The 24,717-nt window shown below is 61.5% G+C and carries 20 protein-coding genes and 1 pseudogene; 7 read left to right on the top strand and 14 right to left on the bottom strand.

Annotated features, from left to right (window positions below):
- Positions 1 to 13: 13 nt before the first annotated feature.
- The 3 genes from IDT60_RS17510 to IDT60_RS17500 form a co-directional block, all read right to left on the bottom strand.
- Entirely contained in the window at positions 14 to 811 is a 798-nt protein-coding gene (locus IDT60_RS17510; RefSeq protein WP_191080021.1) for a carbohydrate ABC transporter permease, read from the bottom strand.
- A gap of 80 nt (positions 812 to 891) precedes the next feature.
- Entirely contained in the window at positions 892 to 1,767 is an 876-nt protein-coding gene (locus IDT60_RS17505; RefSeq protein ID WP_191080020.1) for a carbohydrate ABC transporter permease, read from the bottom strand.
- Positions 1,768 to 1,799: 32 nt separating this feature from the next.
- Positions 1,800 to 3,089, bottom strand: a complete 1,290-nt coding sequence (locus tag IDT60_RS17500; protein WP_191080019.1) for an ABC transporter substrate-binding protein — start codon at positions 3,087 to 3,089, stop codon at positions 1,800 to 1,802.
- A gap of 250 nt (positions 3,090 to 3,339) precedes the next feature.
- Here IDT60_RS17500 and IDT60_RS17495 point away from each other — a divergent pair, with 250 nt between their 5' ends.
- The 5 genes and pseudogenes from IDT60_RS17495 (at position 3,340) to IDT60_RS17480 (ending at position 7,613) form a co-directional block, all read left to right on the top strand.
- Positions 3,340 to 4,101: an SDR family NAD(P)-dependent oxidoreductase gene (locus IDT60_RS17495; protein WP_191080018.1), complete on the top strand. Its 762-nt coding sequence runs from the start codon at positions 3,340 to 3,342 to the stop codon at positions 4,099 to 4,101.
- A gap of 3 nt (positions 4,102 to 4,104) precedes the next feature.
- Entirely contained in the window at positions 4,105 to 4,527 is a 423-nt protein-coding gene (locus IDT60_RS17490) for an RbsD/FucU domain-containing protein (RefSeq protein ID WP_191080017.1), read from the top strand.
- Between the two features lie 46 nt (positions 4,528 to 4,573).
- Positions 4,574 to 5,005 (top strand): rhodanese-like domain-containing protein, encoded by a 432-nt coding sequence (locus IDT60_RS17485; protein WP_191080016.1) that lies wholly within the window; start codon positions 4,574 to 4,576, stop codon positions 5,003 to 5,005.
- Positions 5,006 to 5,204: 199 nt separating this feature from the next.
- Positions 5,205 to 5,353: pseudogene (locus IDT60_RS23595) on the top strand (permease); the annotation flags it as partial.
- Positions 5,354 to 5,792: 439 nt separating this feature from the next.
- Entirely contained in the window at positions 5,793 to 7,613 is a 1,821-nt protein-coding gene (locus IDT60_RS17480; RefSeq protein WP_191080015.1) for a glycoside hydrolase family 15 protein, read from the top strand.
- Positions 7,614 to 7,634: 21 nt separating this feature from the next.
- On the opposite strand, the gene IDT60_RS17475 is transcribed toward IDT60_RS17480, so the two are convergent.
- Positions 7,635 to 9,074 (bottom strand): GntR family transcriptional regulator, encoded by a 1,440-nt coding sequence (locus tag IDT60_RS17475; RefSeq protein ID WP_191080014.1) that lies wholly within the window; start codon positions 9,072 to 9,074, stop codon positions 7,635 to 7,637.
- A gap of 163 nt (positions 9,075 to 9,237) precedes the next feature.
- On the opposite strand from IDT60_RS17475, the gene IDT60_RS17470 reads away from it, so the two are divergent.
- A complete protein-coding gene (locus IDT60_RS17470) occupies positions 9,238 to 9,387 on the top strand; it encodes a hypothetical protein (RefSeq protein ID WP_191080013.1) in 150 nt (49 codons plus the stop codon).
- A 654-nt stretch (positions 9,388 to 10,041) separates the two neighbouring features.
- Here IDT60_RS17470 and pyk read toward each other — a convergent pair.
- From pyk to IDT60_RS17445, 5 genes are all read right to left on the bottom strand, one after another.
- Positions 10,042 to 11,532: a pyruvate kinase gene (pyk, locus tag IDT60_RS17465; protein WP_191080012.1), complete on the bottom strand. Its 1,491-nt coding sequence runs from the start codon at positions 11,530 to 11,532 to the stop codon at positions 10,042 to 10,044.
- Between the two features lie 104 nt (positions 11,533 to 11,636).
- Positions 11,637 to 12,797, bottom strand: a complete 1,161-nt coding sequence (locus IDT60_RS17460) for a glycerate kinase (protein WP_191080011.1) — start codon at positions 12,795 to 12,797, stop codon at positions 11,637 to 11,639.
- A gap of 5 nt (positions 12,798 to 12,802) precedes the next feature.
- Positions 12,803 to 14,272 carry a C4-dicarboxylate transporter DctA gene (gene dctA / locus IDT60_RS17455; RefSeq protein WP_191080010.1) on the bottom strand — a complete coding sequence of 490 codons (1,470 nt, stop codon included), beginning with the start codon at positions 14,270 to 14,272 and terminating at the stop codon, positions 12,803 to 12,805.
- 145 nt (positions 14,273 to 14,417) lie between these two features.
- Positions 14,418 to 15,515: a tartrate dehydrogenase gene (locus IDT60_RS17450; RefSeq protein ID WP_191080009.1), complete on the bottom strand. Its 1,098-nt coding sequence runs from the start codon at positions 15,513 to 15,515 to the stop codon at positions 14,418 to 14,420.
- A 127-nt stretch (positions 15,516 to 15,642) separates the two neighbouring features.
- The gene (locus tag IDT60_RS17445) at positions 15,643 to 16,569 is read right to left on the bottom strand and encodes a LysR family transcriptional regulator (RefSeq protein ID WP_191080008.1); all 927 of its coding nucleotides are present in this window, start codon (positions 16,567 to 16,569) and stop codon (positions 15,643 to 15,645) included.
- Between the two features lie 421 nt (positions 16,570 to 16,990).
- On the opposite strand from IDT60_RS17445, the gene IDT60_RS17440 reads away from it, so the two are divergent.
- On the top strand, positions 16,991 to 17,242 hold the full coding sequence (locus IDT60_RS17440) for a hypothetical protein (protein ID WP_191080007.1): 252 nt from the start codon (positions 16,991 to 16,993) through the stop codon (positions 17,240 to 17,242).
- Between the two features lie 595 nt (positions 17,243 to 17,837).
- Here the strand turns inward: IDT60_RS17440 and IDT60_RS17435 are convergent.
- The 5 genes from IDT60_RS17435 to IDT60_RS17415 all read right to left on the bottom strand — a co-directional run bounded on the left by IDT60_RS17435 (position 17,838) and on the right by IDT60_RS17415 (position 24,612).
- Positions 17,838 to 19,466 (bottom strand): DASS family sodium-coupled anion symporter, encoded by a 1,629-nt coding sequence (locus IDT60_RS17435; RefSeq protein ID WP_191080006.1) that lies wholly within the window; start codon positions 19,464 to 19,466, stop codon positions 17,838 to 17,840.
- A gap of 703 nt (positions 19,467 to 20,169) precedes the next feature.
- Positions 20,170 to 21,603: a glycoside hydrolase family 32 protein gene (locus IDT60_RS17430; RefSeq protein WP_191080005.1), complete on the bottom strand. Its 1,434-nt coding sequence runs from the start codon at positions 21,601 to 21,603 to the stop codon at positions 20,170 to 20,172.
- A 35-nt stretch (positions 21,604 to 21,638) separates the two neighbouring features.
- Positions 21,639 to 22,496, bottom strand: a complete 858-nt coding sequence (locus IDT60_RS17425) for a carbohydrate ABC transporter permease (RefSeq protein WP_191080004.1) — start codon at positions 22,494 to 22,496, stop codon at positions 21,639 to 21,641.
- Positions 22,493 to 23,446, bottom strand: coding sequence for a carbohydrate ABC transporter permease (locus IDT60_RS17420; protein ID WP_191080003.1), 954 nt, complete (start codon positions 23,444 to 23,446; stop codon positions 22,493 to 22,495). Before IDT60_RS17420 ends, IDT60_RS17425 begins: the two co-directional genes overlap by 4 nt.
- Before the next feature lie 44 nt (positions 23,447 to 23,490).
- Positions 23,491 to 24,612, bottom strand: coding sequence for a sugar ABC transporter substrate-binding protein (locus tag IDT60_RS17415; RefSeq protein WP_223883787.1), 1,122 nt, complete (start codon positions 24,610 to 24,612; stop codon positions 23,491 to 23,493).
- Between the last annotated feature and the right edge of the window lie 105 nt (positions 24,613 to 24,717).

Raw genomic sequence — 24,717 nt, 5'->3', positions numbered from 1 at the left:
CTGACCGGTGCGCCTATTTCATGCCGCTCATGGCAACGCCCCGGACCAGATAGCGCTGCAGGGTGATGAAGAGAATGATGGTTGGGATCATGCTGATCATCGTGGCAGCGTTAATCAGGTTCCACTGGTTGAACTCAGACCCGGCGAAGTTCACCAGCCCCACGGTGACGGTGTACATCTTCTCGTCCTGAGCGACCAGCATGGGCCAGAGGAACGTGTTCCACGTGAACATGAACTTGATGATGATGAAGACCACGATCGCCGGTGCGACCATCGGTGTGATGACGCGGGTGAGGATGCGGAACTCGCTGGCACCGTCCACGCGTGCGGCCTCGACGTAGCTGTAGGGGATTCCCTCCATGAACTGCCGCAGGAGGTAAACGCCCAGAACTGTGAAGAGGTCAGGAAAGGCCATACCTATGTAGGTGTTGTTCAGGCCTGCGCCGGAGACCATCAGGAACATCGGGATGACCAGGGCTTCCTGGGGAACCATAAAAAGGGCCAGAACCAGCAGGAAGATCGGTTCTTTGAAGGGGAACTGGTAGTAGGCAAACGCATAGGCCGCAAGGAGGGCGATGACCAGGCTGGTGAGGATGCCGATGCCCGTGACCAGGAACGAGTTGCCGATGTAGCGGCCGAAGTCGTACTGCGAGAACAGTTGGACGTAGTTGTTGAAGTTGAAGAAGTTGTCCGGCAACCATTTCACCGGGAGCTGTAGGATCTCGTCGGGTCGTTTCAGCGACGACAGCGCAACCCAGGCGAGCGGGACCAGCAGTGCCAGGCCGCCCAGGATGAGTGCTGTTTGGATCAACAGCAAGTGCCAGCGGAATTTGGGTCGGCGGGGGGCCGGCTGAGACAGGCTATTTTTTTCAGGTCGGATAATCGTGGTGGTCATTCCGATATGTCCCTTGTGAAGAGTTTCCGGATCAGTCCGGTCACGACGAGCAGGAAAGCGAAGAGGAAAATCACGTAGACGGCGGCTTCTCCCCACCGGTCGGCGCGGAAGGCGAGTTCGTAGATTTCCATAACGATCGATCGGGTTGAGCCGACGGGGCCACCCTTGGTCGCAACGAACGGCAATTCGAAGAGCTTGATGGCGTTCATGACTTCCACGCTGATGACCAGGACCATCTGCCGGTTCAGGAGGGGCAGCGTAATGGACCAGAACATTTTGAAGGGACCGGCACCGTCGATTCTGGCGGCTTCGTAGTAGGAGCGGTCAATGGCCTGCAGCCCGGCCAGGAGGATGATCACGTTGAAGCCCATGCGGGCCCAGACGTACATGATGGCCAGTGCAGGGACTGCCTGGGATTCGTCCGTCAGCCAGGGCTGGGGTCCGATCCCGAAGATGCCGAGCACTTCGTTGGCCAAGCCGTAGGACGGGTTGAAGATCCAGAGCCAGACGAAAGCAACTGCGGTAAGTGATGCCACCACCGGGGCGAAATAGAGTGCCCTGATGAACCCGGTTATTTTCGTGATGAACAGGGCATTGAACCCCAACGCCACTATCAGCGAAAGAACGACGCCGATCGGGACGGCCAGTACCGTGAAGTAGACCGTGTTGCCGGCAGCGTTGAGGAACCGCTCGCTGCCCAGTACCTTTGCGTAATTCTCGATGCCGTTGAACTGCTTCCGGCCCACGGCCGACCAGTCGAAGAAGCTGATGAGCAGGTTGTAGCCGAGCGGAATGATGAAGAGAACCACAACGAAGAACAGTGCTGGCGCCAGGAACATGTAGGCGCGCTTCGTGTGCAGGGATGCGTTCATCCCTTTCGTTTTCAGGGCGGGTGTGCTCACTGTCACTGCCCGCGTTCCAGGAGCTCATCGACCTGCGGAACGATGCCGTCCAGAGTCTCCTTGACGTCCGCACCCTGCAGGCACTTCTCGATGGCGCTGCCCACTACGAGCGCAATCTGGTTTGTATACGGTGCGTTGTACACCGGCCCGGGGCCTTCCGAGACCTGCTTTTCCACCGCCTTGAAATCGCTGCGCTGGGTCACGTAGGGGGTAGAGAAGTTCTCTGTCCAGACAGGCAGGTATCCCTCAACCTGGGCGAGTTCCAAGTCGGTGGCCGGGTTGGCTACAGTCTTCATCCATTCCCACGCGAGGTCCTTTTTGTCGGAGCGGTCATTGACCATCCACGCCCAGTTGAACAGCAGGGACACCTTGGGGTAACCCTGGGGTCCTTCCGGGTAGGGCACGACGGCGAACTTTACGCCCGGGGCGTTTTGCTTCAGCCAGCCCTCGTACCAGCCTTCGCGCAGTGTCATCGACGACAGGCCCTGCGCGAAGGTGTCGTCAGGGCTGCCCAGTTCGAGGCTGCTGACACGGTCTTTGGAAACCAGGTCCTGCATGTACTGGATCCCTGCGACCGTTCCTTCGCTGTTGATGAAGCCCTTGGAGGTCTTGTGGTCTTCGGAGTACAGACGCCCGCCGAAGGCATGGACATAGGGAAGTGCCTTGTCCGCGATACCGGTGGGGTTGCCGGAATACCGCAGCGCCAGCCCGTTGCGGGTGACTTTCCCACCCTCGCTTTTGGCCAGTTTTCCGGCGAATTGGCGCAGTTCCTCGAACGTCTTAGGTGGAGAGTTGGGATCCAGGCCCGCGGCTTCAAAGTGCTCGGTGTTGTAGTAGAGCTGCATTCCAAGGTCTGTGCTGACGGGATATCCGGCCCATTTTCCGTCGACCTTGAAATTGTCACGGGTGACGTTGCTGAGCTTCTCGTCCCAGGACTTCTGGAGTTCGTCCGGTGCTGTGGCTGCGATTCCCAGGGCACCGCCGTAGTAGGAGACCTGGCCCATAAAGATATCCGGTGCATCGGAGGAGCTGCTGAATCCTGAGGTGTAGCGCGCTTCGTATTGTCCGTAGGGGACGTCGACGTATTCCACCTTGACGTTCGGGTACTTGTCCTTGAACGCTTGGACCTTGCTGTCATAGAACTTTGTGGTCTTGCGCCAGTTGTCCTGGGGGTTCCAGACCTTCAGGGTGGCCTCGCGGTCGCCGGCGGGAACAGCCTGCTGCGAGCAGCCCGCCAGTGCCGCCATCGCCAGGGATCCTGTGGCCAGTATCAAAAAACTGCGCCTCTGCATTATGTGATCCTCCTTGATCGGGTGCACCCCGCCGGGACGCTTATCTGTGCAACATATGCACTGAATGTGCAAGAAGACTATGCACCACCGCCTTCAGATGTCAACGAACTAGGCAAGTTTGGCTGAAAGTCCTGAACGCTTCGCCATTCACACGTCAGTTTCTTGCACAATGAGTGCGCATGTTGCACACTGTTCGTCAGTAGGCGGTTCAGGTGCCGCTACTCACGCCATCGCTACTTCCGGAGGATCAATGTCGAACTCGTTTGCAGGAAAAACTGCCCTTGTTACCGGGGGAGGGGTTGGTATCGGTTTTGAAATTGCTGCCGCACTGGCTGCCGCCGGCGCCCGGGTGGCCGTCACGTTCCGGTCCCACCAGCCTGGCGACGACCAGATGAAGCAGCTCGTCGCCAGCGATGGATCGCAGCCGCTCGCCATCGCATCGGATGCAACAGACGATGCCGCGGCTTCCAAGCTGATGAAGACCATCGAGAACGAGTTCGGCAGGCTGGACATTCTCGTGAACAACGCGGGCGGACTCGTTCAGCGGTGCCTGATCAAGGACATGGACTTCGATCTATGGCGCTCCGTCCAGGCGGTCAACACCGACAGCGCATTCCTGACCACGCACCACGCACTCGCACTGCTGAGCAGCCCGGGCGGCCGAATCATCAACATCGCCTCCCTGGCCGGACGCAATGGAGGGCATCCCGGCGCCACCGCCTACGCCACCAGCAAGGCCGCCCTGTTCGGCTTCACGCGCGGCTTGGCAAAAGAAGTCGCCCCTGATGGCATCACTGTCAATGCCGTTGCGCCCGGGTTCATCGAGGCAACCCCCTTCCATGACACCTTCACGACCGAATCCTCCAAGGCCGCAACAGTTAGCGGAATCCCGGCAGGCAGGGCGGGCCGGCCGAGCGATGTCGCTGACGCTGTTCTCTGGCTCGCCGGCGAGGGCTCATCTTTTGTCTCCGGAACCGTGGTGGACGTCAACGGCGCCCAGTACTTCGGATAAGCCATGATCCGCGGAGAAATCAAGCACCCGGGTGTCCTTGCGGCCCTCGCCGGCGCGGGCCATGGGTCGAAAATCATCATCACGGACGCCCACTACCCTGTGGCGACCGCTATTCGGCAAGGGGCCCCTGTTATCCGGCTGGCGCTTGTCGCAGGGCAGCCGTCCGTTCCGTTCATTGCTCAACGCATCGTCAGTAACGTCCCGATCGAGTCGGCAGAGCTGCCGAAGGTTCCTGACGAGCACCTCCCGGCGGATGTCCACACTGAACTACAAGGGATCCTCGGGGACACTCCCGTCAAGTGGATATCGCGGGATGAACTGTATGAACGAGGGCGCTCCGAGGACATCGCGCTGTGCATTGTCAGCGGTGACACCCGGCGGTTTGGCAACCTCATCCTCACCGTCGGCGTACTGCGCGACGAATAGGTCCCGGCGCGGGCTCCCTGGTCGCGCGGAAGAAAGGCTGAAACTTATGCAAACTGACGCCGCTGCGTTTTATCTGGCAAAGATCCAGCACGAAATCGACGTGATGGATGTCGCCGATGCGTTGGCCGGAGGGGAAATCGTCCTCGTCGACTCGCGTCGTCGTGAATCCTGGGACCACTGCCACGTGCCGGGGGCAGTTCACCTGCCCACGGCAGATATTCAGCATCATGCCCCGCAATTGATTGCGCAGAACAGGAAGGTGGTGGTCTACTCCTGGGGGCCTGGCTGCAATGGAAGCACTTACGCAGCACTCGCCTTCGCAGAACTTGGCTACTCGGTCCGAGAGATGATGGGCGGCATCGAATACTGGGCCAAGAATGGACTCCCTGTGGCAATCGCAGACGGACCGTTGCGCCTGGGAGCCAACCCCCTAGTGACTGCCAAGATTTCGTTCCCGGGCAAACAACGGGTTCAATGACTGCCCACTCAAGATGCCACCAATGATCCGGAGTGGCGTCGGCAGTGTAGGTGTTATCGCTGCTGGATGAGGACGAGGAGTCTGTTGAATTCGCCTGACAAGATCTCTCTTTGTCTCGTGGCGGAGCCGGCGGAGACGGTGCTGGAGGACGAGGACACGAACGTGTCAGCGGGGGAGAGCCTCCGGACTTCCTATGTGATTGTCCACGATCCGCGACGCCGACCTCATCCTGGTGATGAAGGCTGGCCAGATCGCGGAGCAGGGGACGCAGCTTCGGTCCTACCTGCGGGCAGGCCATATGCGGGCTTTTGCGAGGCGCAGTTCGCGGCCCCTGCGGCGGAAGTTTAGCTACCTGCGCCTGCGGTCAACGGCGGGCGCTGCGGCGTTCGCCCGGAAGACACGTAAAGAAGGCGGGCTGCTGGACGGGTGCAAGCGGAACGACGAGCCATTGGCCGCCATAAAATTCCACATACGAATCCGAGGGGCACCGTGCGTAGGCTTCTTCTCGTGTCATGGTGATCAGTCTTTCTCGCTAGGTCATGCGTCGCTGGGATGGGAACTGCTTTTTCCTCTTTCGCCGGAGGTGGGCTTGTTATCCATGGTCCCGTCATCGGCAGGTAGGCGAAACGCTATTTCTGGATGGTTCTAACCACCCCTTTAGGTAGGTAGCGCGATCGGGCCCCACCATCCCTGACGTGGAAGCGGCCGGTGGAACGGTTCCGGGCCGGTCAGGGCGGGCCGAAAACGGGCCTAACCCGGGTGAAAAAATTGTGGTTGAGTGGGGAGCATGGCTTCCCCCATCGAGGATTATGCGTTGCTGTCGGACCTTCAAACCGGGCCTCTTATCGCCCGGGACGGCAGCGTGGACTGGCTGTGTTTCCCGCGCTTCGACTCGCCGTCGGTGTTTAGCCGGATCCTTGGCACCGAGGAGCATGGCCGCTGGCTGTTGGCCCCCAGTGGAGCCGACGCTGAAGTTGTGGAATGGCGCTATATCGACTCGACCTTTGTCCTCCAAACCACCTGGAAGACCGGCAGCGGATCCGTGCGGGTCACCGACTTCATGCCGCTGGGCGACAGCGGGTCATCCCTTGTCCGCCGTATTACCGGTGTTGAAGGCAGCGTCGAAATGCGCCAGGAACTGCGGATCCGGCCGGGATATTCAACGGTCCTGCCCTGGATGAGCCGGGTACGCGACCAGGAGCCGACGGCGGCGCCGGTCCTGCTGGCGATGGCTGGTCCGGATGCCCTCGCCCTGAGGGGGCCTCATCTTCCGCACGCCCACGCACATGGACACGAGGGAGAGTTCCTTGTTTCGAAGGGCGAGCAGCTTGATTTCGAACTGACGTGGTTCCCCTCGCACCGGCCCCTGCCGCCGGCCACTGACGTTGATGCGGCCCTCGAGGAAGCCACGGACTATTGGAGCCGCTGGGGTAGCCACTGCCGGCAGGACGGGGTTTATGGGGGTGCGGTGAAGCGTTCGCTCCTGGTGTTGCGGGCGCTGACGCATTTTGAAACGGGCGGCATCGTCGCGGCGCCCACCACGTCCCTCCCCGAGGATTTCGGCGGGCCGCGGAACTGGGACTACCGGTACTGCTGGCTGCGCGATGCGGCGCTGACGCTGGAATCGATGCTGACCCATGGCTACGAGACGGAGGCGCTGCAGTGGCGGAACTGGCTGCTTCGTGCCCTCGCTGGCGATCCCGAGCAGATGCAGATCATGTACGGGGTGGGGGGAGAACGGGAACTCCCCGAACGCGAGCTGGCGCACCTCCCCGGGTACGAAGACTCCAAGCCTGTGCGGATCGGAAATGCCGCCGTCTCGCAGTTCCAGGCTGATGTTGTGGGCGAAGTGATGGTGGCACTGGAACGGCTTCGTATGGCCGGCGGAAAGGAAGACCATTTCTCCTGGGCCCTGCAGAAGGCACTCCTGGGATTCGTCGAGAAACACATCGATGACAAGGACTTCGGCCTGTGGGAGATGCGCGGGACCGCGCAGTACTTCACCCATTCCCGCGTGATGATGTGGGCCGCCTTCAACTGCGGGATCCGGGCCATCCAGATCCACGGACTGCCTGGCGATGCGACCAAGTGGGAGAAACTCCGGGACCGGTTACGGGAAGAGATCATGCGCGAGGGCTTCAACCAGGACATCAATTCCTTCACACAGACCTACGGTGGAACGCAGACTGATGCGGCCCTGCTCGTGATGCCCCAGGTCGGCTTTCTGCCCTACAACGACAAGCACATGCTCGGCACCGTCGCACGGCTGGAAGAGGAACTCCTGACCGACGACGGCCTGCTGCTGCGCTACCGGACGGAAACGGGCGTTGACGGACTGGCACCGGGTGAACATCCTTTCCTCGCCTGCTCCTTCTGGCTTGTGGAGCAGTATGCGCGCACAGGCCGGCAGGACGACGCAAAGGTCCTGATGGACAGACTCGTGGGGTTCGCCAACGAGCTGGGTCTGCTGAGCGAGGAGTACGCCACGGACGAGGATCGGATGGCGGGCAACTTTCCGCAGGCCTTCTCGCATCTGACCCTGGTCAGGGCGGCAGATGCGATGCACGGCGTTGACCGCCTCAGTTTGGCTGTCGACGCACGCGACTGATGTCCCGCCGTCGGACGTTCCTCATTCTCCGGCGGAGCCGGCGGCAGGGGTGCCCACAAACAGCCGCCACGGCATGGCGTGGAGTTCTAGCTGCTTCCCGGCATAGTGTCCGGGTGAGTAGGTTCCTCCCATAAAGCGGCCCGTGTTGGTTGCGATGATCGCATCCTGCTGGTCAACGAGGCACGTGTTCGGGGGCAAGGCCCGAAGGTGGGGTTCGAGATGGCTCTGGATGCCCCGGACCAGGACATCTGCGGCGACGATCCCGACTATTTCGTCGTCCACGAAAACGGCTTTGCTGAAGGTGACGATGTTTTCGTTGCTCCCGTTGGCGTCCAGGTATGCATGGCTGATATGGACGGTTCCGTCGCCGTAGTGCTCTGGGCGCCACACTACGGTTCCGATGTCATATAAGTCCCAGTCGATGACGAGCCGCTGAAGTGACTGCGGGCCTGCCGGGGCATGGCACCACGCCGCGCCCGCATGACCGAATGCGGTGTCGGGGAGGAAGCCCGCCCCGTACAGCAGTGGGACGGCCCCTTCGAGCGTGCGTCGCGAAGCGCCGTAGATAGCGTCCAGGGCTGAGCTGTCGGCCTCACGCTTCGAGCCGAGCTGGACGCGCACCGCGTCTTCAATCGCACGGATCGAGGTTGTGGCCGTGTCCGCCAGCAGCTCCACGAAGGATTCGATCAGCGCGACTTCGCGTTTTTCCTTTGCAGGATCGGTAAAGGCGTCTTTCCGGGATGCATCCACGCTCATGCGCAGGTCGAGTACCCGGTTCATGTCGGCACGGACGTGATCTTCGGCCAGAGCGCGGGCACGTGTCCCGTCACCGGACCGGATCGCCTCGACGATGGCGGCATGTTCTGATGCCGCGTTCCCGTACCCGGCGGGGGCAGCCCAGATCAGTGGCCCCACCTGGGCCTGCATCGCCATTTCCTCGCGGGTGAGCCGCACGGAGCCTGAGCTGGCGGCAAGCTCGATGTGGAACCTGCTGTCGTCGCGAATGGCCTGCGCAGAATCCTCAGCCGACTCGATCTTCCCGGCCATGGATGCCAGGCGCGCAAGGGAAAGCCGCCCGCTGCGCTCCGCTGCGGCGGCAGCTGCCGAGCCCGCCAGGAAGGCCCAGTAGTCGCGGATGTCACGCAGGTCATCGAGGGAGTAGGCCATGACCGATTCGCGCTCGGCCTTGATGATGTCGCCGGTGCTGGCTTTGACGAAGCTTCCGCCGCCCTTGCCCCGCCGCGTCTCGAGCAGGCCGCGCCCGCGCAGGTCGGCCAGCGCCGCTCGGAGAGTCAGTGTGGAGACGCCCATCTTGGCTGCCAGTTCGTTTTCGCTGGGCAGCTGGGTCCCGTCTTCAAGCACGCCAAGCTCGATGGCGTATCTGAGGCGCCTCCCCACCTCTTCCCCCCGGTCAAAGGTGGCCAAGGGGGCGAAGGCGAGCTGCTCTCTCCACGTGTTCATGAACGGGTTGCTCCTTCGTCAGGCGTGCGCAGCTACGCCACCTCCATTCTCTAACCTTTAATATCAAATGTCTATTGACATGTAACGTTAAAGGTCTAAGACTTGTAGCAGAAGAGGAGATGAGGACATCTCCATCAACCGGGGTTTGGAAGGATTGATCGGCATGACACGTGAAGAAGCCTATGCAGGTTGCCCTTCCGACTCGTACGTGGAGTTCTACGGAGGCCAGTGGCTTGTGGTCCCGCTCGCGCCGGTTGAGCAGCCCTCCTTCTTCACCTGCCTGCCCCGGAGCAGGCGCGGCACTCACCACTAGCCTGGCGTCTTGCCGCACCGGTTAGCTCCGCCTGTCAGCCGGTAGTCAGCGAAGGGCCCGCCCATCCATCCGTTACCCAGATATACTCAGCTGGATCCTTGGCGAACCTGGTTTAGTCCGGGGTAGGCAAACCACGCTGGTGAACTACGAGGTCGACGCAAACGGACAATGCTGGAGGGCGTCGAGGTCGCCTCGGTGCCAGATCGTGGTGCCGGGTACGCGTGTCCGCTGCTGCCAGCGGGCGGGGCCTACGCGCGGCTGGAGGAAGCGCAGTTCGCGGCTCCTGTCGCGCGGTTTAGGTATCCTACGTAATGGAGCCTCCTGACCGGTTACGTTCCACTTCTTGCTAGGGGATGATCGAACCCCGGACGGGCATTTCCAGCCAGATAGCCAGCCGCCTGGCGGCCCTGTGTCAGATTAGGATTGAAGAATTCCAACTAAGGGCGTACGGGAAACAGTTTCTGGGCCCTATTCTGACGGCATTCTGAATCACTGCCTGACGTCAGGCTGGGGTGTGCCCTAAAAAACGAACTCCCGACCGGGGCAGTCCCGTTAGCTTCTTTGGACTTTCCGAGTCGGACCCGGTACGCATAAGGCCGTGTTCGACGACCCATACGCGCCACTGCTCGCTGCGTATGGGTCGCCTCTGGCGTATCAGGCTTGTTTCATTTTTTCCGGCCAGGGGCCGAGCTTTTCTCTGTTGCTGGCGGCTTCACCCAAACGGGCGGTATCGGCGAGGTCGCCCACCTTGTGGGCCTTCAGTGAGTTGGTGGAACCGGCCTTTCCGGGAGGCGAACCGGCGGCAATGACCACCAGGTCGCCGTCGTCCACGAGGCCCATTTCTAGAAGGCTGCGGTCAACCTGCGCGGTCATCTCATCGGTGTGGTCCACCATGGGGACCAGCACCGGCTGGATCCCCCAGGTCAGCGCCAGCTGGTTCCAGACCTGCTCCACCGGGGTGAACGCGAAGACCGGCCTGATGGGACGCAGCCGGGAAAGGCGGCGGGCGGAATCGCCGGACTGGGTGAAAGCACAGATGTACTTCGCGTCCAGCTGGTCCGCGATCTCGACGGCGGCACGGGTGATGGCGCCGCCACGGGTCTTGGGCTTGGTACCCAGCGGAGGAACGCGCTCCAGGCCGTGGACCTCGGTGGATTCGATGATCCGGGCCATGACCTTGACGGTCTCGATCGGGTACTTGCCCACGCTGGTCTCGCCGGACAGCATTACTGCGTCTGCACCATCCAGCACGGCATTGGCGCAGTCAGAGGCTTCTGCGCGCGTGGGGCGCGGGTTGTCGACCATGGATTCGAGGACCTGGGTGGCCACGATGACCGGTTTGGCCCAGCGGCGTGCCAGCTCGATGGCGCGCTTCTGGACGATCGGCACTTCCTCGAGGGGAAGTTCCACGCCGAGGTCGCCACGGGCCACCATGATGGCATCGAACGCGTCGATGATCTCAGAGAGTTGGTCAACTGCCTGCGGCTTTTCGATCTTGGCGATCACCGGCACGCGGCGGCCTTCTTCATCCATGATCTCGTGCACGCGCTTGATGTCCGTGGCGTCGCGGACGAAGGACAGGGCAACCATGTCCACGCCGCGGCGGATGGCCCAGCGGAGATCGTCCTCGTCCTTTTCGCTCAGTGCGGGAACGTTGACGGCTACGCCGGGAAGGTTGATGCCCTTGTTGTTGGACACCATTCCGCCCACCGTCACTTCGGCGACGACCTTGACGTTGTCCACCTCGATGGCGCGCAGGGCCACCTTGCCGTCGTCGATCAGCAGGGCATCACCCACGTTGACGTCTTCGGTGAGGCTCTTGAGCGTGGTGGAGCAGACCTCCTTGGTGCCCGGAACATCCTCGGTGGTGATGGTGAAGATGTGGCCCACGGCGAGGGCATGGGGGCCGTCCACAAACCGGCCCAGACGGATCTTCGGGCCCTGCAGGTCAGCCATGATGGCCACCGGCTTGCTCAGCTGGGCTGCAGCCTTGCGGACGTTCTCGTAGGTGTTGTCGTGTACGGAGTAGTCACCGTGGCTCATGTTCATCCGGGCCACATCCACACCGGCTTCCAACACCGCGAGCGTGTTCTCAAAGCTGGCAATTGCCGGGCCAAAAGTGGCCACAATCTTAGCGCGTCTCATATACCTGCCTTTGTATTCTTTGCATTGGCTTTCGATACAGAAACGCCCGCCCGTGTTTATCCCGGGCGGAGTTGTTTCTGCTTCCCGCAGTATGTGGAGTTCGGCTACAGGAGGCTTGTTCCGATTTCTCTGCCGATTTGTCGGAGCAGGGTGGCGGAGAGGTGAGGGTCTTTGGAGGAGTCCAGATCGGTGTATTCAGCCAGCGTGTACACCCGGGTGAGGGCCATTTCAGCCCATCGCTCCTTGGGAAGCAGTGAGCGGCCGGCGACAGCGATGATGGGCCGGGTGCCTGACCGTCGCGCAACGGCGGCGGGCAGTTTCCCTGCCAGGGTCTGTTCGTCGATGCTGCCTTCGCCGGTGATCACCACGTCGCAGCTGTCCTTGCGGGTGTTGAAGTCCAGCAGGTCCAGGAAGTAGTCGGCTCCGGATACCTGTGTGGCGCCGAGCAGCAGGCAGGCGTAGCCGATGCCGCCGGCGCTTCCGGCGCCTTCATGTGCTGCCAGTGACTCCGCGTCGGCGAATCCGGCTTCGGCCATTTTGGTCACGAAGTGCCCCAGACTGTCGTCGAGGAATGCGACCTCCTCTGCTGTGGCGCCCTTTTGTGGGGCGAAGATGGCCGGTGCACCGTTGGGGCCGCGGAGGGGGTTGTGGACGTCGCTCGCGACGACGAGTTCGGTGTCCTGCAGTTCCGGGAGCGCGGTGCGGTGAACGGACCGGACCTGTGCCAACGCTCCTCCGCTGCCGTAGAGCTGGCGCCCGTCGGCGTCGTGGAAGCTGTAGCCCAGGGCCGTGAGCATTCCCATTCCGCCGTCGGTGCTGGCGGAACCGCCCAGTGCCAGAACGATCCTTGCAGGGTTAAGGCTGAGCGCGAACAGGGCCGCTTCGCCGAATCCACGGCTGGAGGAATTCAATGCCTCCAATTTGCCTTCCGGCAGCAGTCCAAGTCCGCAGGTGTTGGCCACCTCGACGACGGCCGTGGTGCCGTCGAAAGCGATGCTGGCCTGTACGGGCTGACCGGTGGGGCCGGCGACGGTGTAGCTGTGGCGTGTGAAGCCGGAGGTGACGGCGGCGTCTACGCTGCCGTCACCTCCGTCTGCCAGGGGAAGCAGTTCGCACTGGACCGCTCCGGCCGCGCCTGGGACGTCAGCGGCGGAGCGAAGCCCTGTTGCCAGGGCCTGCGCTACCTCGCTGGCTGTGAGGCTGCCCTTGAACTTGTCGGGGGCGATAAGGGTCCGCACGGTCTTGAGGGGTGTGGTTGTGCTCATGTCAGTTAGACAGTCTCCGAGTGGATGGGACGGGAGCCCGCGGGGGCGAGCTCGGCAACTGGGTCTGCGTGCTTGGAAACAGTTTCCTTGGGCCCGTGGTGTCCGTACTCGGTGAGGTCGTCATCGATGTCAATGACCTCGTCCAGGTGGATCGGGTCCTCGGAGGGCATGGGCTCCACGGTTTCACCGGCGAAGACCCGGCGGGCACGGTCAGCGTCGAGGGTGCGGTCCCACCAGGCGATGAAGAGGGTTGCGACGGCGTTACCGGTGAAGTTCACCAGGGCGCGGCATTCGGACATGAACTTGTCGATGCCGAAGATGAGCATGATGCCCGCCGCCGGGATGGTGCCCAGGGTGGTCAGGGTGGCGGTAAGTGCGATGAAGCCACCGCCGGCCACGCCTGCAGCGCCCTTGGATGTCAGGAGCATGACCGCGAGGAGGCCCAGCTGTTCACCGATGGTCAGGTCCGTGTTGGTGGCCTGGGCGATGTACAGGGCTGCGAGGGAGAGGTAGATGGCTGCGCCGTCGAGGTTGAAGCTGTAGCCGGTGGGGACGACCAGGCCTACGGTTTCTTTCTTGACGCCGGCGTGTTCGAGTTTGCGCATCAGGCCGGGGAGGGCCGGTTCGGCGGTGGAGGTGCCGAGGATGAGCATGTATTCCTCTTTGAGGTGGCGGATCATCGTGAAGATGTTCAGCTTCAGGAAGAGCATGATGGAGCCGAGCACGATCACCACGAAGAGGATGGAGGTGATGTAGAACAGGGCGATGAGTCCGCCCATGCTGGTTAGGGAGGAGACGCCGAATTTGCCGACGGCGTAGGCCATGGCGCCGAAGGCACCGATCGGGGCGGCCTTCATGATGAAGCTGAGGATTTTGAACATGACACCGGTGAGGCGCTGTACACCGTCCAGGACGGGAGCTCCGACCTTGCCCATGGCGTTCAGGGCGATGCCGAAGATCACGGCGATGAAGATGATCTGCAGGATGTTGCCCTCAACGAAGGGGGAGACCATGCTTTCGGGGATGATGTGGGTGAGGAACTGCCACCATTCCTGGTTCGCGCCGGCGTCGATCAGCTTCGCGGCAGACTCGGAGGTCTCGATGCTGCCAGCATCTGCGTTGACGCCGTCGCCCAGCCGGAAGATGTTGATGGCGACGAGGCCGAAGATCATGGCCAGGATGGTGCCGACCTGGAAGTAGGTGAGGGCCTTCAGGCCCGTCATGCCCACCTTTTTCAGGTCCGCGACGCTGGCGATGCCGCCCACGATCGTGAGGAAAACGATGGGGCCGATGAGCATCTTCATCGCATCAACGAAGGTGGTCCCGATGGGTTCCATGGCGATGCCGACACTTGGCGCGAGCCAGCCGACGAGAATGCCGACGACGATGGCGGTCAGTACCCAGAAATACAGTTGGCGGTACAAAGGTGTTTTGCGGGCCGCCGAAGCTGTACCGGCGGTAGTGATGTGGTCCATGATTCCTACCTCGTTGTGGAATGTAGCTGGAAGGTGCTCGATGAAGGTGGGCATGCCGGAGTGGACGGCGGCGGTGTTCTGCCGCCGTCCACTCCGGGCTATGTACTGACCGCCGGGATCGTCCCTGGCCGGTCGCGCGTGCTGGCTAGACGGCGGCCAGGGTGTTGGTCAGGGCCTTGATGATTGCCTCGGTGACGTCGTCGGTGTTGGCGTTCCCGCCGACGTCGCGGGTCAGGTGCCCAGTGGCCGTGGCAGCTTCGATGGCGGCTTCAACCTTGCGTGCTTCCTCGTGGAGACCGAAGTGGTCCAGCATCAGGGCGGCGGAGGCGATGGCGCCGATCGGGTTGCTGATGCCCTGCCCGGCGATGTCCGGAGCGGAACCGTGGACCGGTTCGAACATGGAGGGGAAGCGGCGTTCCGGGTTCAGGTTGGCGCTGGCGGCCAGGCCCAGGCTGCCGGCCAGCGCGGAGCCGAGGTCCGAGAGGATGTCAGCGTTCAGGTTGGACGCCACAACGACGGACAGGTCCTCGGGCTTGAGGATGAACTTGGCGCTCATGGCATCCACGAGGACGCTTTCGGTCTGGACGTCCGGGTAGTCCAGGGCAACGCGGTTGAAGACTTCGTCCCACAGGACCATGCCGTACTGCTGGGCGTTGGACTTGGTGACGGAGGAAACCTTTTTCACGGTGCGGGTCCGGGCCAGGTCGAAGGCGAAGCGCATGATGCGCTCACAGCCCTTTTCGGTGAACAGGGCGGTCTGCAGGGCTACCTCGTTGCCGGGGCCGCGGCCGCTCAGGTTCCGGCCGCCGAGACCGGCGTATTCGCCTTCGCTGTTTTCGCGGACAACGACCCAGTCGAGCTCGGTGTTGTCAGCCTTGCGCAGCGGGGACTGGACACCGGGGAGGAACTTCACGGGGCGGATGTTGGCCCACTGGTCGAAGTTCTGGGTGATGTTCAGGCGCAGGCCCCAGAGGCTGATGTGGTCCGGGACGTTTTCCCAACCGACAGCGCCGAAATAGATCGCGTCGAAGTCCTTCAGCGTCTCCAGGCCATCGTCGGCCATCATCTTGCCGGTTTCTGCGTAGTAGCCGCAGCCCCAGGGGAACTCGGTCCAGTCGAAGGCGAACTTGCCGTTGGAATCCTTGGCCAGTGCGTCCAGGACGCGGCGGCCGGCGGAGACGACTTCCTTGCCCACGCCGTCGGCGGGGATGGATGCGATGCGGAAATTCTGGGTGGCGCTCATGTGCCTACCTCCTCGTTGAGTTTGTTAGCAGTGAGCCTGTTAGCGGGGTCACACTGTTCTTCCTCTTCAAGTAGACGGCCTGCTCCTATGCGCCGTCCAAGACTAAGATCCGATACGGCATATAGGCTCAGCCTATCGACGGGGACGGGAGGCCCGCGGTTTTCGGGCCGGGAGAGGCATGGAGTTCTGCCACTGCCAGGAAGGCCCGTGCAGCGGGCGTCAGGTCTTCCTTCCGGCTCAGGATCGCAACGTCCAGGTGGGAGACGGGTTCAATGAGCAGAGTTCTGAGTCCTGATTTCTGGGCCAGAGGTGCCCAGGATGAAGGCATCACAGCGTGGCCGACGCCAGCGAGAACGAGCGGGAGGATCGAGGTCCGGTGAGCGACTTCGACCACGATTTCGGTGTCGACGCCGTGGGCCAGCGCATCATCGACCAGCCATCGCATCAGGGATCCGCGCTGGCTCGCGATCAACCGGTGGCCGCCCAGGTCTTCGCGTTGTATCGACTCTCCGGGGTTGAAGGTGTCGGCTTGGGGATTCACGATGAGAATCAGCGGCTGGTGTTCCAGCTCAAGGACCTGGACTCCTGGCACCCGGATGGGGGTGGGGGAGCCGGCCAGGCCGATCTCGGTGCTACCGGACCGGACGGAGTTAATAACTTCTTCCGGTGTGAAGGCTGCGCTGACGTTCAGTCGGACAGAAGGGTGCAGCCGTGTGAAGCCGGCGATCATCGACGTCAGCGGCTCAATGCCAGGGGATGGCATTGAGATGATGTCCAGTCGCCCGCTTCTGATTCCGCGAAGAGCCTGGACTGCTGAGGCCGCCGCATCGAGATCACGCATGACCAGCCTGGCCGGCCCGACGAGTTCTTTTCCCGCTTCGCTGAGGACGGCGCGGCGGCCGATGCGGTGGAACAGTGGCACGCCCAGGTCCTTTTCGAGACTTGCGATGGTCTGCGAGAGCGAGGGCTGGGCGATCAGCAAATGCTCGGCGGCGCGGTTGAAGCCGTCGTGATCCACCACAGCCAAAAAGTACTTCAACTTTCGCGTATCCACGCAACTCCTTAACGGGTTTTCAAACCTCAGGTTTCTGCCGGGGGCATTAAGTAACCTCCGTACCCGGACGCTGGAGCATCGGCCTATTAGCCTACGCCTATCAGGCGGATTGCTTCTAGGTCTTGGACGCATCCCTCAAGCAGTGGCTCTAATGGAACGATATGGCAGCCCCTTCAGGAGACGTAGCAGCCCCGAAGGGTGTCCGGCTCGCCCGCTGGGCATCATCAGGGGTCTCGGATCCGCCTACGAGAACGGTACGCGGATAGCCGCGCCACGTTCTGAAACGGGAAGAATCCGGTGCTCTACGTCTGCTACGACGCGAGTTCGGTGGCAGCTGCCAAGTGGTCCGGGTTCTGACGTCGAACACTCTCGACGGTCACTTGAGCATTCACCTTGATAAAAACGAAGGGCCAGCCACGGCATGTACATCTCGAATCCCCGCACTCCCCACCCCCTGCCCTCCACCTGCCTGCGTAAGGAAATAGGCAACTGGCGCGAGCTGACCCCCGGTGACACCGTCGTGCTCCTGACATCAGATAAGCGAAACCCGCGGATCACGGGACGTGTGGACGACATCTCCGATGACGGGCGGTACTTGTGGCTCTTGCAGGGCAACGGCGCCGGCCGTCGCCTGTTGGACCGGGCCGAGGGCTACACCACGTTACTGGACTAAAACTCTAGTAGGAAAGAAACAACTCGCCGCTGCTGATCCCATGCCAGGCGGTCCCGGCCCGGGTAAAGGCTGAACCCCGTACCGCCGCACGTCGCGCCGAGCGGGCAGACATTGTCCGCCACTGGCAGGACTCGGCAACGTTCGGGTCAGAATCACGCTGGCGGGGTGCACCTGGAATCCTGTCGACACGATTCTGATGTCGTTGAGGCACCGTGAAGTTTCGCTACTCGCCTGTGTGGCGGCGTTCCTTCGTGGTCACGTCCTGACAGTGAAGCCGGCCGTCGAACGTGCCGTGTAACCAGCAGAAGATAAATCCCGGCGCGGGCCCCGTCTTTCGGGTGCGTGTTGCGGTTCCGCCTGCCCGCGCCGGGAAAACTGTCGCTTCAACGGTTCCCACTGAAGGGAGCTCCTTCGAGCAAGCTGAAACTCTTTGCGGGTCCCAGTCCTGTCCCCGTTCCGCCGAATCCCCGCCTATCCCGGCGATTTTGCGGCCAGTCATGGTGACGTCCTGGTTTCTAGGGCAGCCTGCGGGAGAACCGGCCAGATCCACAGCCTGCCCTTGAGATGGCTGTGGATCTGACCGGTTCGGTTCTGGCTATCTGCCGATGCCCGTGACACCGACCATGATCGGGACGATGCTGATGATGAGTAGCGCGCCGAGAATATCGAATGTAAATCCGGTGCGGACCATGCGGGTGATGGGAACGGCGCCGGAGCCGTAGACGATGGCGTTCTGCGGCGTTGAGACCGGCAGCATGAACCCGAACGATGCGGCGAACGTTGCTGCCAGCGCGGGAACAAGGGGGTCCACTCCCATGGCGACACACAACGGGATGACGATGGGAACAACGACGGCCGCGGATGCGGTGTTGCTGGTTGTCTCCGAGATGAGGATCGCCAGGATTGCCGCGAATGCAGTGATCGCAACGATGTTGGTGACGCCAAGGTTCTGAGCGGCAGCGTTCCCGATCGTCTCTGCGAGGCCGGTTGCCGACAGGAGGGCGCCGAAGATGATGCCCGTACCGAAAAGGATGATCGTTCCCCAGTCGATCTTCGCGGCGTCGGACCAGGTCATGGTCGCGCGGCGTTCCTTCCAGTTGGTCGGAAGGATAAAGAGCAGGGATGCGCCGATCACAGCAACGATGCCTTCGTCCAGCCGGTCGTCAAGGAACGCATAGAGATCGGAGTCCGGACCGGTGATGAGGCTTGCGATTGCCGGAAGGAGCCACAGCGTGACCGTCAGGCCGAAAGCGATGAGAGTGTTAATTTCGGCCCGGGACATTTTTCCCTGCTCGGCCTTCTGCTCGCGGATGAATTTGTCCACGCCTTCGATGCGGCGGATTTCCGGCTTGTTCAAAAGGAACATGATGAGCGCCAGCACGACGAACATTGCTGCGCAGACTGGAGCCACTGTGGCTGTCCATTGAACGAAGGAAATCTTGGTACCGGTTGCTTCCTCTATAAGTCCGCGGCCGATCAGGTTCGGGGGTGCTCCTACCGGTGTCAGGAGGCCACCGACGCTGGCGCCGTAGGCGAGCATCAGCATCAGGGCTGCGCCCACGCGGAGGCGCAGCGGGTCGAAGTCTGCCTTGACGACGCCGCGGTCCTGCATCAGTTTTGCGATCACGGCCAGGATGCCCAGGGCGGTAGGCATCAGCATGGCGACGGTGGCGGTGTTTGAAACGAACGCGGACAGGACGCAGGTAATTGCACCGAAGGCGATGATGACGCGGTAGGTGGATTTGGCGACACCGGGAATGGACAAAACGGCGAACGCCAGCCGCTGGGCTATGCCGTGTTTCAGCATGGCCGCCGCGAGTATGAAGGCGCCGATGAAGGTAAAGATGGTTGTCGAGCCAAAGGGTCGCAGCACCTCATTGGCTGGTGCCACGCCGAGCAGGACGACAGCAGCAACACCGATGAGTCCACCCACCGGGATGGGTACCGGTTCGCAGATCCAAAGGATAATCACGCCCAGCAGGACAGCTGCGAGCAGCTGCTGGGTGTGATCCATCCCGGTCGGGAGAAGCGCAAAAATAATTGAGACTGCCGGTGCCAGGAAGAATCCCAGTGTCTGCCGGGCCCGCTCGAACTTTTCCTCACGGGGAGTCAGCTTCTGCTCGCTCAAGCTCCTGAACGTCTTGCCGCCGAGGAGGGCGGCCCGGACATCGGTCCGCTGGGGTGGTGAGGTGGCCGCTGAAGATTCAGTCAGATTGTTGGACATCGTCGTCCTTTCGTCGTAGGGGTTGGACCTACTGTGCATCCGTGACCCGAATCACGTCCAAGACGAAATCCCTACTGGCCTGATAGGAAAAACCAATCTCAGCCCCCACAGAGAGGCTTTAGCCAGTTGCCTCGCTGCTGCAAAACCTGAGTGTTTTAGCTCGCGGCAAGGGCGACGTTCGCCTCCACAAACCGGCCGAGCCAGCGCACCCACCGCACGAGGCGTTCGTTCCAATCGCCTACAGAGACTTATGCATCTCCGACTCGGTGGCGGGCAGCGCGCGGCAACTTCCGGGCGCCGGTCTGCCGTCCTCATCTGGCACGCGAAAATTCGATGCGCCGATCTACGGTGGCGTCAGAATAGCGCGAGATTCCGTTTTATTGACAGTGGCTCATGATGTTCTCAGATTCCACCCTGACAGTCGGAAGGGTCGGAACCGCGGTGCGGTAGCCCGAGAATCATCGAAATAATGCGAAAAATCGGGCTTGATGGAAATCGGCTGGGGCTGGGCTGGCGATGTCATTCCCTTGCGGGTCGACAGGTCTCTGAGAACAAGAGCGGAGCTCCACCGATAGGCGAATCCTCCCTGGCCAGGCGCCCGGACGTCAGGTTGGGGTGTACTAGCGTAAGCACGCTGGAGCGGTTAATGAATAGGATGCGTTGGTACGGCGAGATAGACCTCGCCGTACCAACGCCTTGGGCCTTAAGCGATGGAAACTTCCTCTTCCAAGGATGTTTCAGCGCGTTCTTGGCTTAGATGCCGGAGTACTGACTCGTGGACCGTGACTTCGCCGTCGATGGCCTGAATGGCGAGAGATTGGCCCTTAACATCGTAGATTCGGGCATTGAGGGCGACGCCGTTGGCGTAGACCGTCGCGATGCTACGGTCGACAACCACTTGGATGTGGATTTTGTCGTCCGGCGTGATCGTGAAGGGTCGCTCAAGTCCCTTGTTGTCGTAGCGGTTCCATGGGTAGTTGGGAACTTTGTCGAAGCGCAGGCGGTTTTCGCCCACTTCAAAGAGGAATTCGTACGCGTCTCCGGAGGCTTCATCCTGGGCTAGCAGGAGGGCGAAAGAGCGGGTACCTTCGGCGATGCTGAGGGTTGTCTCCCACAGGAACGTATCGCCCGAGCGTTCAGCGAGGGTGAGCTGGGCGCGGCCGTCTGCGTTGCGGACGGCTTCCGGCTGCTCCAGAAGCTGCTTCTGGTGCGAGAAGGCGCCGGTGACCGTGTCGGGAATCCTCACGCCGAGGGAACCGTCGGTGCGCTGGTAAAGCTCATGCACAACGAGTGTTCCGCCCCATTGCCAGGGCGAACTGTCCTGTTCATCTTCCTTGGTTGCGACCCAGCCGAAGAGGTACCGGTGCTCTCCGTCAGAGGCCGACCGCGCGGCGTAGTAGGAGCGGCCGTCGAAGGCATCATCCACGGGCGCGCTCCAGGGTCCGCTGAGTGAACGGCTCATACGGTAGACCGTTTTGCTCTTGTCGCTGTACTCGGTGGTGAGCAGGTACCACCACTCGCCCATTTTGAACAGGTCCGGCATTTCGTGCATGGTGTACAGGTCCGGGGCCCAGAAGTCGCCTTCGAATTCCCAGTTCTCCAGGTCAGTGGAAGTGAAGGCAACTGTGCGCCCGGTAAGCAGTTTCTTGTCGCCGTCGAGTCGGGCGCCGAGGATCATGAGGAAGACTTCGCGTTCGTCGTCCCACAGGATGAACGGGTCGCGCCAGTCGTCTTTGTCGTAGCCCTCCTGGGGGACCACGAGTGAGCGGTCGGTCTTGCTCCAGTTCACCAAGTCGGTGCTTGTAGCGATCATGAGCACCTGGGAGGCCTTGCCCTGATCTGGGTAATCCCGGTTGTAGCCGGTGTAGAGGGCGTAGTAAGTCCCCTTGGCTTCGAAGACGCTGCCGGCAAAGATGAACTGGTCCTGGGCGTCGTCGGCGCCCTTTTCCAGTGATTCGCCCAGGTCCTCGTAATTGACGAAGTCCCTAGTCCTGGCCAGTGCCCAGCCGAACGGTTCCCCGAAGGGTCCGGGCTTGCGGGTATCTCGCTGATGGTAGAGATGGAAGGCGCCTTCGGCGTAGACCGGCATGCAGTCCCCGAACCAGGTGTTTGGGTGCTGGTAGTAGATAGAGCTCACGTAGTTTGTTCCTTTCGTGTGAATGGTTAGGTGCTTCAGCGTCCGCCGAGGCCGCTGAGTGCGATGCCCTTGACGAGGTAGCGCTGCAGACCGAGCACCATGAGGACGCTCGGAAGGATGGAAATAGTGGAGGCCGCCATGAGGAGGTTCCACTGGTTACCTGTTTGGCCAAGAAACATGTTCAGTCCCAGTGGAACCGTGGCCATGTTCACGTCACTGACGATCAGCAGGGGCCAAAGGAAGCTGTTCCAGTAACCGATGAAGGTGAAGACGGCGAGGGTTCCCAGTGCCGGCCGGACAAGGGGCAGAAGGATTTGTGTGAAGCTGGTGAAGCGGTTGGCGCCGTCGATTCGCGCTGCGTCCTCAAGCTCGTCGGGGAGCGTGAGGAAGAATTGGCGGAGCAGGAAAGTTCCGAAGGCGGTGAAAGCCCAGGGGATGATGAGGGCTTGGTATGAATTCACCCATCCGAGGTTCCGCATCAGGATGAACATGGGGACGATCAGCACTTCCTGCGGGATCATGAGGGTCCCCAGGTAGATGAGGAAAACCCCGTTCCGTCCACGCCAGCGCAGGCGGGAGAACGCGTATGCAGCCATCGCGCTGGTGATGACGACGAGCAGGGTCCCTAAAGCAGAGACGAGGACTCCGTTGAGCATGAACCTGCCAAATGGGAGATAGTTCCACGCGTCGGCGAAGTTGCCCCATTGGATGGAGGAGCCGATAAGTTTCGGGGGTGTTGAGAACACCTCGCTGGATGGTTTCAGGGCTGTTGAGATCATCCAGACGAATGGGACCAGAGTAATCAGCGCTGTGAGGATGAGCAGGATGTGCGAGGTCCAACTGCCGATTGTTCTTAAAAGCGGCGGTATTTGCCGTGTTGTGATGGTGCTCATGCGTAGTGTACCCATCTCTTTTGGGCGCGGAACTGGAGGAACGTAATGCCCATGATCAGGACGAAGAGCGACCAGGCGATTGAGGACGCGTAGCCCATCTCGTATCCCTGGAAGCCTTGCTTGTAGAGGTAGAAGACCAGGGTCGTCGTTGACGAGCCGGGGCCGCCGCCGGTGAGAATGTACGGTTGGGCGAAGACCTGGAGTGATGAAATAACAGTCATGACCGTAGCGAAGAACATGCTCGGGCTGATCAGGGGCAGAGTGACTCCGAGAAGGCGCCGCCACCACCCGGCACCGTCTATCGCTGCCGCTTCGTAGAGGCTGTCAGGGACGCTCTCAATTGCGGCGACAAAGATAATCATGTTGTAGCCGAACCCGGCCCAGACGGACATGATGATGACTGCCGGCATTGCCCATTCGCTCGATCCCAGCCAGTTGGGAGCTTCCAGTCCGGTGAATGTCCTTGTCGCCCAGGCGATAAGGCCGTCATCGGGGGTGAACAGCAGCCGCCAGACCACGGCATTTGCGACCATGGGAGCTACGACCGGGAGGAAGAAGGCAAACCGGAACAGGCCAGCGAACCGGATGCGGGACGTAAGCCAGACTGCCAGGCTCAGTGAGACGATGAGGTTTAGGACGACGTATCCAACCACGAAGTAGAACGTATTGCCGACAACTTCCCAGAAGACGGGGTCTTTGGTGAAGAGGCGTACAAAGTTCTCAAAGCCTGAAAATGTGGCTTCGCCGATCAGCGGCCACTCATAGAGGCTTAGCGCGAGGGAGGCGCCGATCGGGACGAGGGTGAACAGCAGGAAACCGGCGAGGTTGGGGGCCAGAAATCCGAGGACCGCCGCGCGATCGCCTGACTTGCGCCTGCGGGGAGTGGGGGAGGAGGCAGTCGGCTTGATGGAGCTTCGACGGTTGTTGTCAGTGGACAGGGTTGATGCCATGCCGGGTGAGGCGGGGGCCTAAGCTAAGCCCCCGCCTGTCCTCCTTACTGAGAGACCTGTTGCTGGACCTGGGTGAGCACGTCGCGCGGGGACTTGCTGCCACTGAAGGCCTCCACTGCGTACTGCTGAAGGAGCGCCGACAGCCGGTTCCACTTGGGCGCGGTTTCATAGACATCGACCGTTTCCAATGCTGCGTCAATGGCTTCCTTGGCCCCGTCCACTGAAGCAGTGGAGTACCAAAGCTCCTGCGCTTCGGTGTAGGCAGGGAAACCACGGCCGGCGTTGGCAATGTACTCCTGCGCGTCCTTGCCGATGATCACCGAAACTGCCTTCCACGCCTCCTCCGGATGCTCACAGGCTGCAGTCACGCCGAAACCTGTGCCGGACATCGTGGTCACAGACTTCCCATCGAAAGCGGGGACGGTGGCGAGCCCGAGCGTGAAGTCGACGTTCTTCTTGGCATTGATCAGCTGCCAGGGACCATCGATATACATTGCGGCGTTGCCGTTGCGGAATTGGTCGGCCGGCCAGTTGGCAGTACCGGTCGCCGGAACCACCGGAGCGACCTTCTCGTCAGTGGCAAGTCCAGTGACAAAGGAGAAACCTTCGACAACCTTGTCGTTTGTCAGGTCCGGCTCGCCGTCCTTGAGGTAGTCACCGCCGATGCTGAGAACGTAGGGAAGCCACATGTCCGGGGTGCCGTCTGCGGCGTAGCCGTACTTGCCGTCGTTGGTCAGTGCCTTCGCGGCGGCAAGGAACTCATCCTTTGTCCACCCGGGCTTAGGTGCGGGGATCCCGGCAGCGTCGAACATGTCCTTGTTGTAGTAAAGGACATACGGTCCCAGGTCATAGGGCACAGCGAGCTGCTTACCGTCCTGGGTCAGACCCTTAGTAATCGATTCCTCGTAACTGGCCAATGAGAAGGAGGTGTCCTTTTCATAGAGCGGCTTGAGGTCTTTGAACAGCTTGCCGACGTCAGGAACACGCTGGGCTTGCAAGCCGGCGATACAGGGGAGGCTGTTGCTCGCGGCCTGGGTATTGAGTTTGTCGTAGTAGCTCTGAAAGGCAGTGCTCTCGAACGTGACAGTAATGTTCGGGTGCTTTTCGTGAACCATGTCGGCCAGATGTTTCCAGACGTCAACTTCCGCCTGGGAGTCTGCCGACATCGCCCAGCGCAGGTTCACCTGCTCCGGGCCATCATTTGACGGGGTGGACGAGCATCCAGAAGCAGTTAGCGTCAGTCCTACAGCTGCGCAAAGCGCGAGCAGGGA

Source organism: Pseudarthrobacter sp. BIM B-2242, assembly GCF_014764445.1.
Classification (GTDB): Bacteria; Actinomycetota; Actinomycetes; order Actinomycetales; family Micrococcaceae; genus Arthrobacter; species Arthrobacter luteus_A.
Note: the sequence above shows the minus strand (reverse complement) of the source record. Positions and strands in the feature narration are given on the sequence as shown.

Bases quoted from the DNA above. Each gene is read 5' to 3' on its own strand.
- IDT60_RS17475 (WP_191080014.1), bottom strand. From the start codon at position 9,074: ATGAACACGTGGAGAGAGCAGCTCGCCTTCGCCCCCTTGGCCACCTTT.
- IDT60_RS17495 (WP_191080018.1), top strand. From the start codon at position 3,340: ATGTCGAACTCGTTTGCAGGAAAAACTGCCCTTGTTACCGGGGGAGGG.
- dctA (WP_191080010.1), bottom strand. From the start codon at position 14,272: ATGGACCACATCACTACCGCCGGTACAGCTTCGGCGGCCCGCAAAACA.
- IDT60_RS17500 (WP_191080019.1), bottom strand. From the start codon at position 3,089: ATGCAGAGGCGCAGTTTTTTGATACTGGCCACAGGATCCCTGGCGATG.
- IDT60_RS17450 (WP_191080009.1), bottom strand. From the start codon at position 15,515: ATGAGCGCCACCCAGAATTTCCGCATCGCATCCATCCCCGCCGACGGC.
- IDT60_RS17480 (WP_191080015.1), top strand. From the start codon at position 5,793: ATGGCTTCCCCCATCGAGGATTATGCGTTGCTGTCGGACCTTCAAACC.
- IDT60_RS17435 (WP_191080006.1), bottom strand. From the start codon at position 19,466: ATGTCCAACAATCTGACTGAATCTTCAGCGGCCACCTCACCACCCCAG.
- IDT60_RS17505 (WP_191080020.1), bottom strand. From the start codon at position 1,767: ATGAACGCATCCCTGCACACGAAGCGCGCCTACATGTTCCTGGCGCCA.
- IDT60_RS17420 (WP_191080003.1), bottom strand. From the start codon at position 23,446: ATGGCATCAACCCTGTCCACTGACAACAACCGTCGAAGCTCCATCAAG.
- IDT60_RS17440 (WP_191080007.1), top strand. From the start codon at position 16,991: ATGTACATCTCGAATCCCCGCACTCCCCACCCCCTGCCCTCCACCTGC.
- IDT60_RS17415 (WP_223883787.1), bottom strand. From the start codon at position 24,612: ATGTCGGCAGACTCCCAGGCGGAAGTTGACGTCTGGAAACATCTGGCC.
- pyk (WP_191080012.1), bottom strand. From the start codon at position 11,532: ATGAGACGCGCTAAGATTGTGGCCACTTTTGGCCCGGCAATTGCCAGC.
- IDT60_RS17470 (WP_191080013.1), top strand. From the start codon at position 9,238: ATGACACGTGAAGAAGCCTATGCAGGTTGCCCTTCCGACTCGTACGTG.
- IDT60_RS17425 (WP_191080004.1), bottom strand. From the start codon at position 22,496: ATGAGCACCATCACAACACGGCAAATACCGCCGCTTTTAAGAACAATC.
- IDT60_RS17490 (WP_191080017.1), top strand. From the start codon at position 4,105: ATGATCCGCGGAGAAATCAAGCACCCGGGTGTCCTTGCGGCCCTCGCC.
- IDT60_RS17485 (WP_191080016.1), top strand. From the start codon at position 4,574: ATGCAAACTGACGCCGCTGCGTTTTATCTGGCAAAGATCCAGCACGAA.
- IDT60_RS17460 (WP_191080011.1), bottom strand. From the start codon at position 12,797: ATGAGCACAACCACACCCCTCAAGACCGTGCGGACCCTTATCGCCCCC.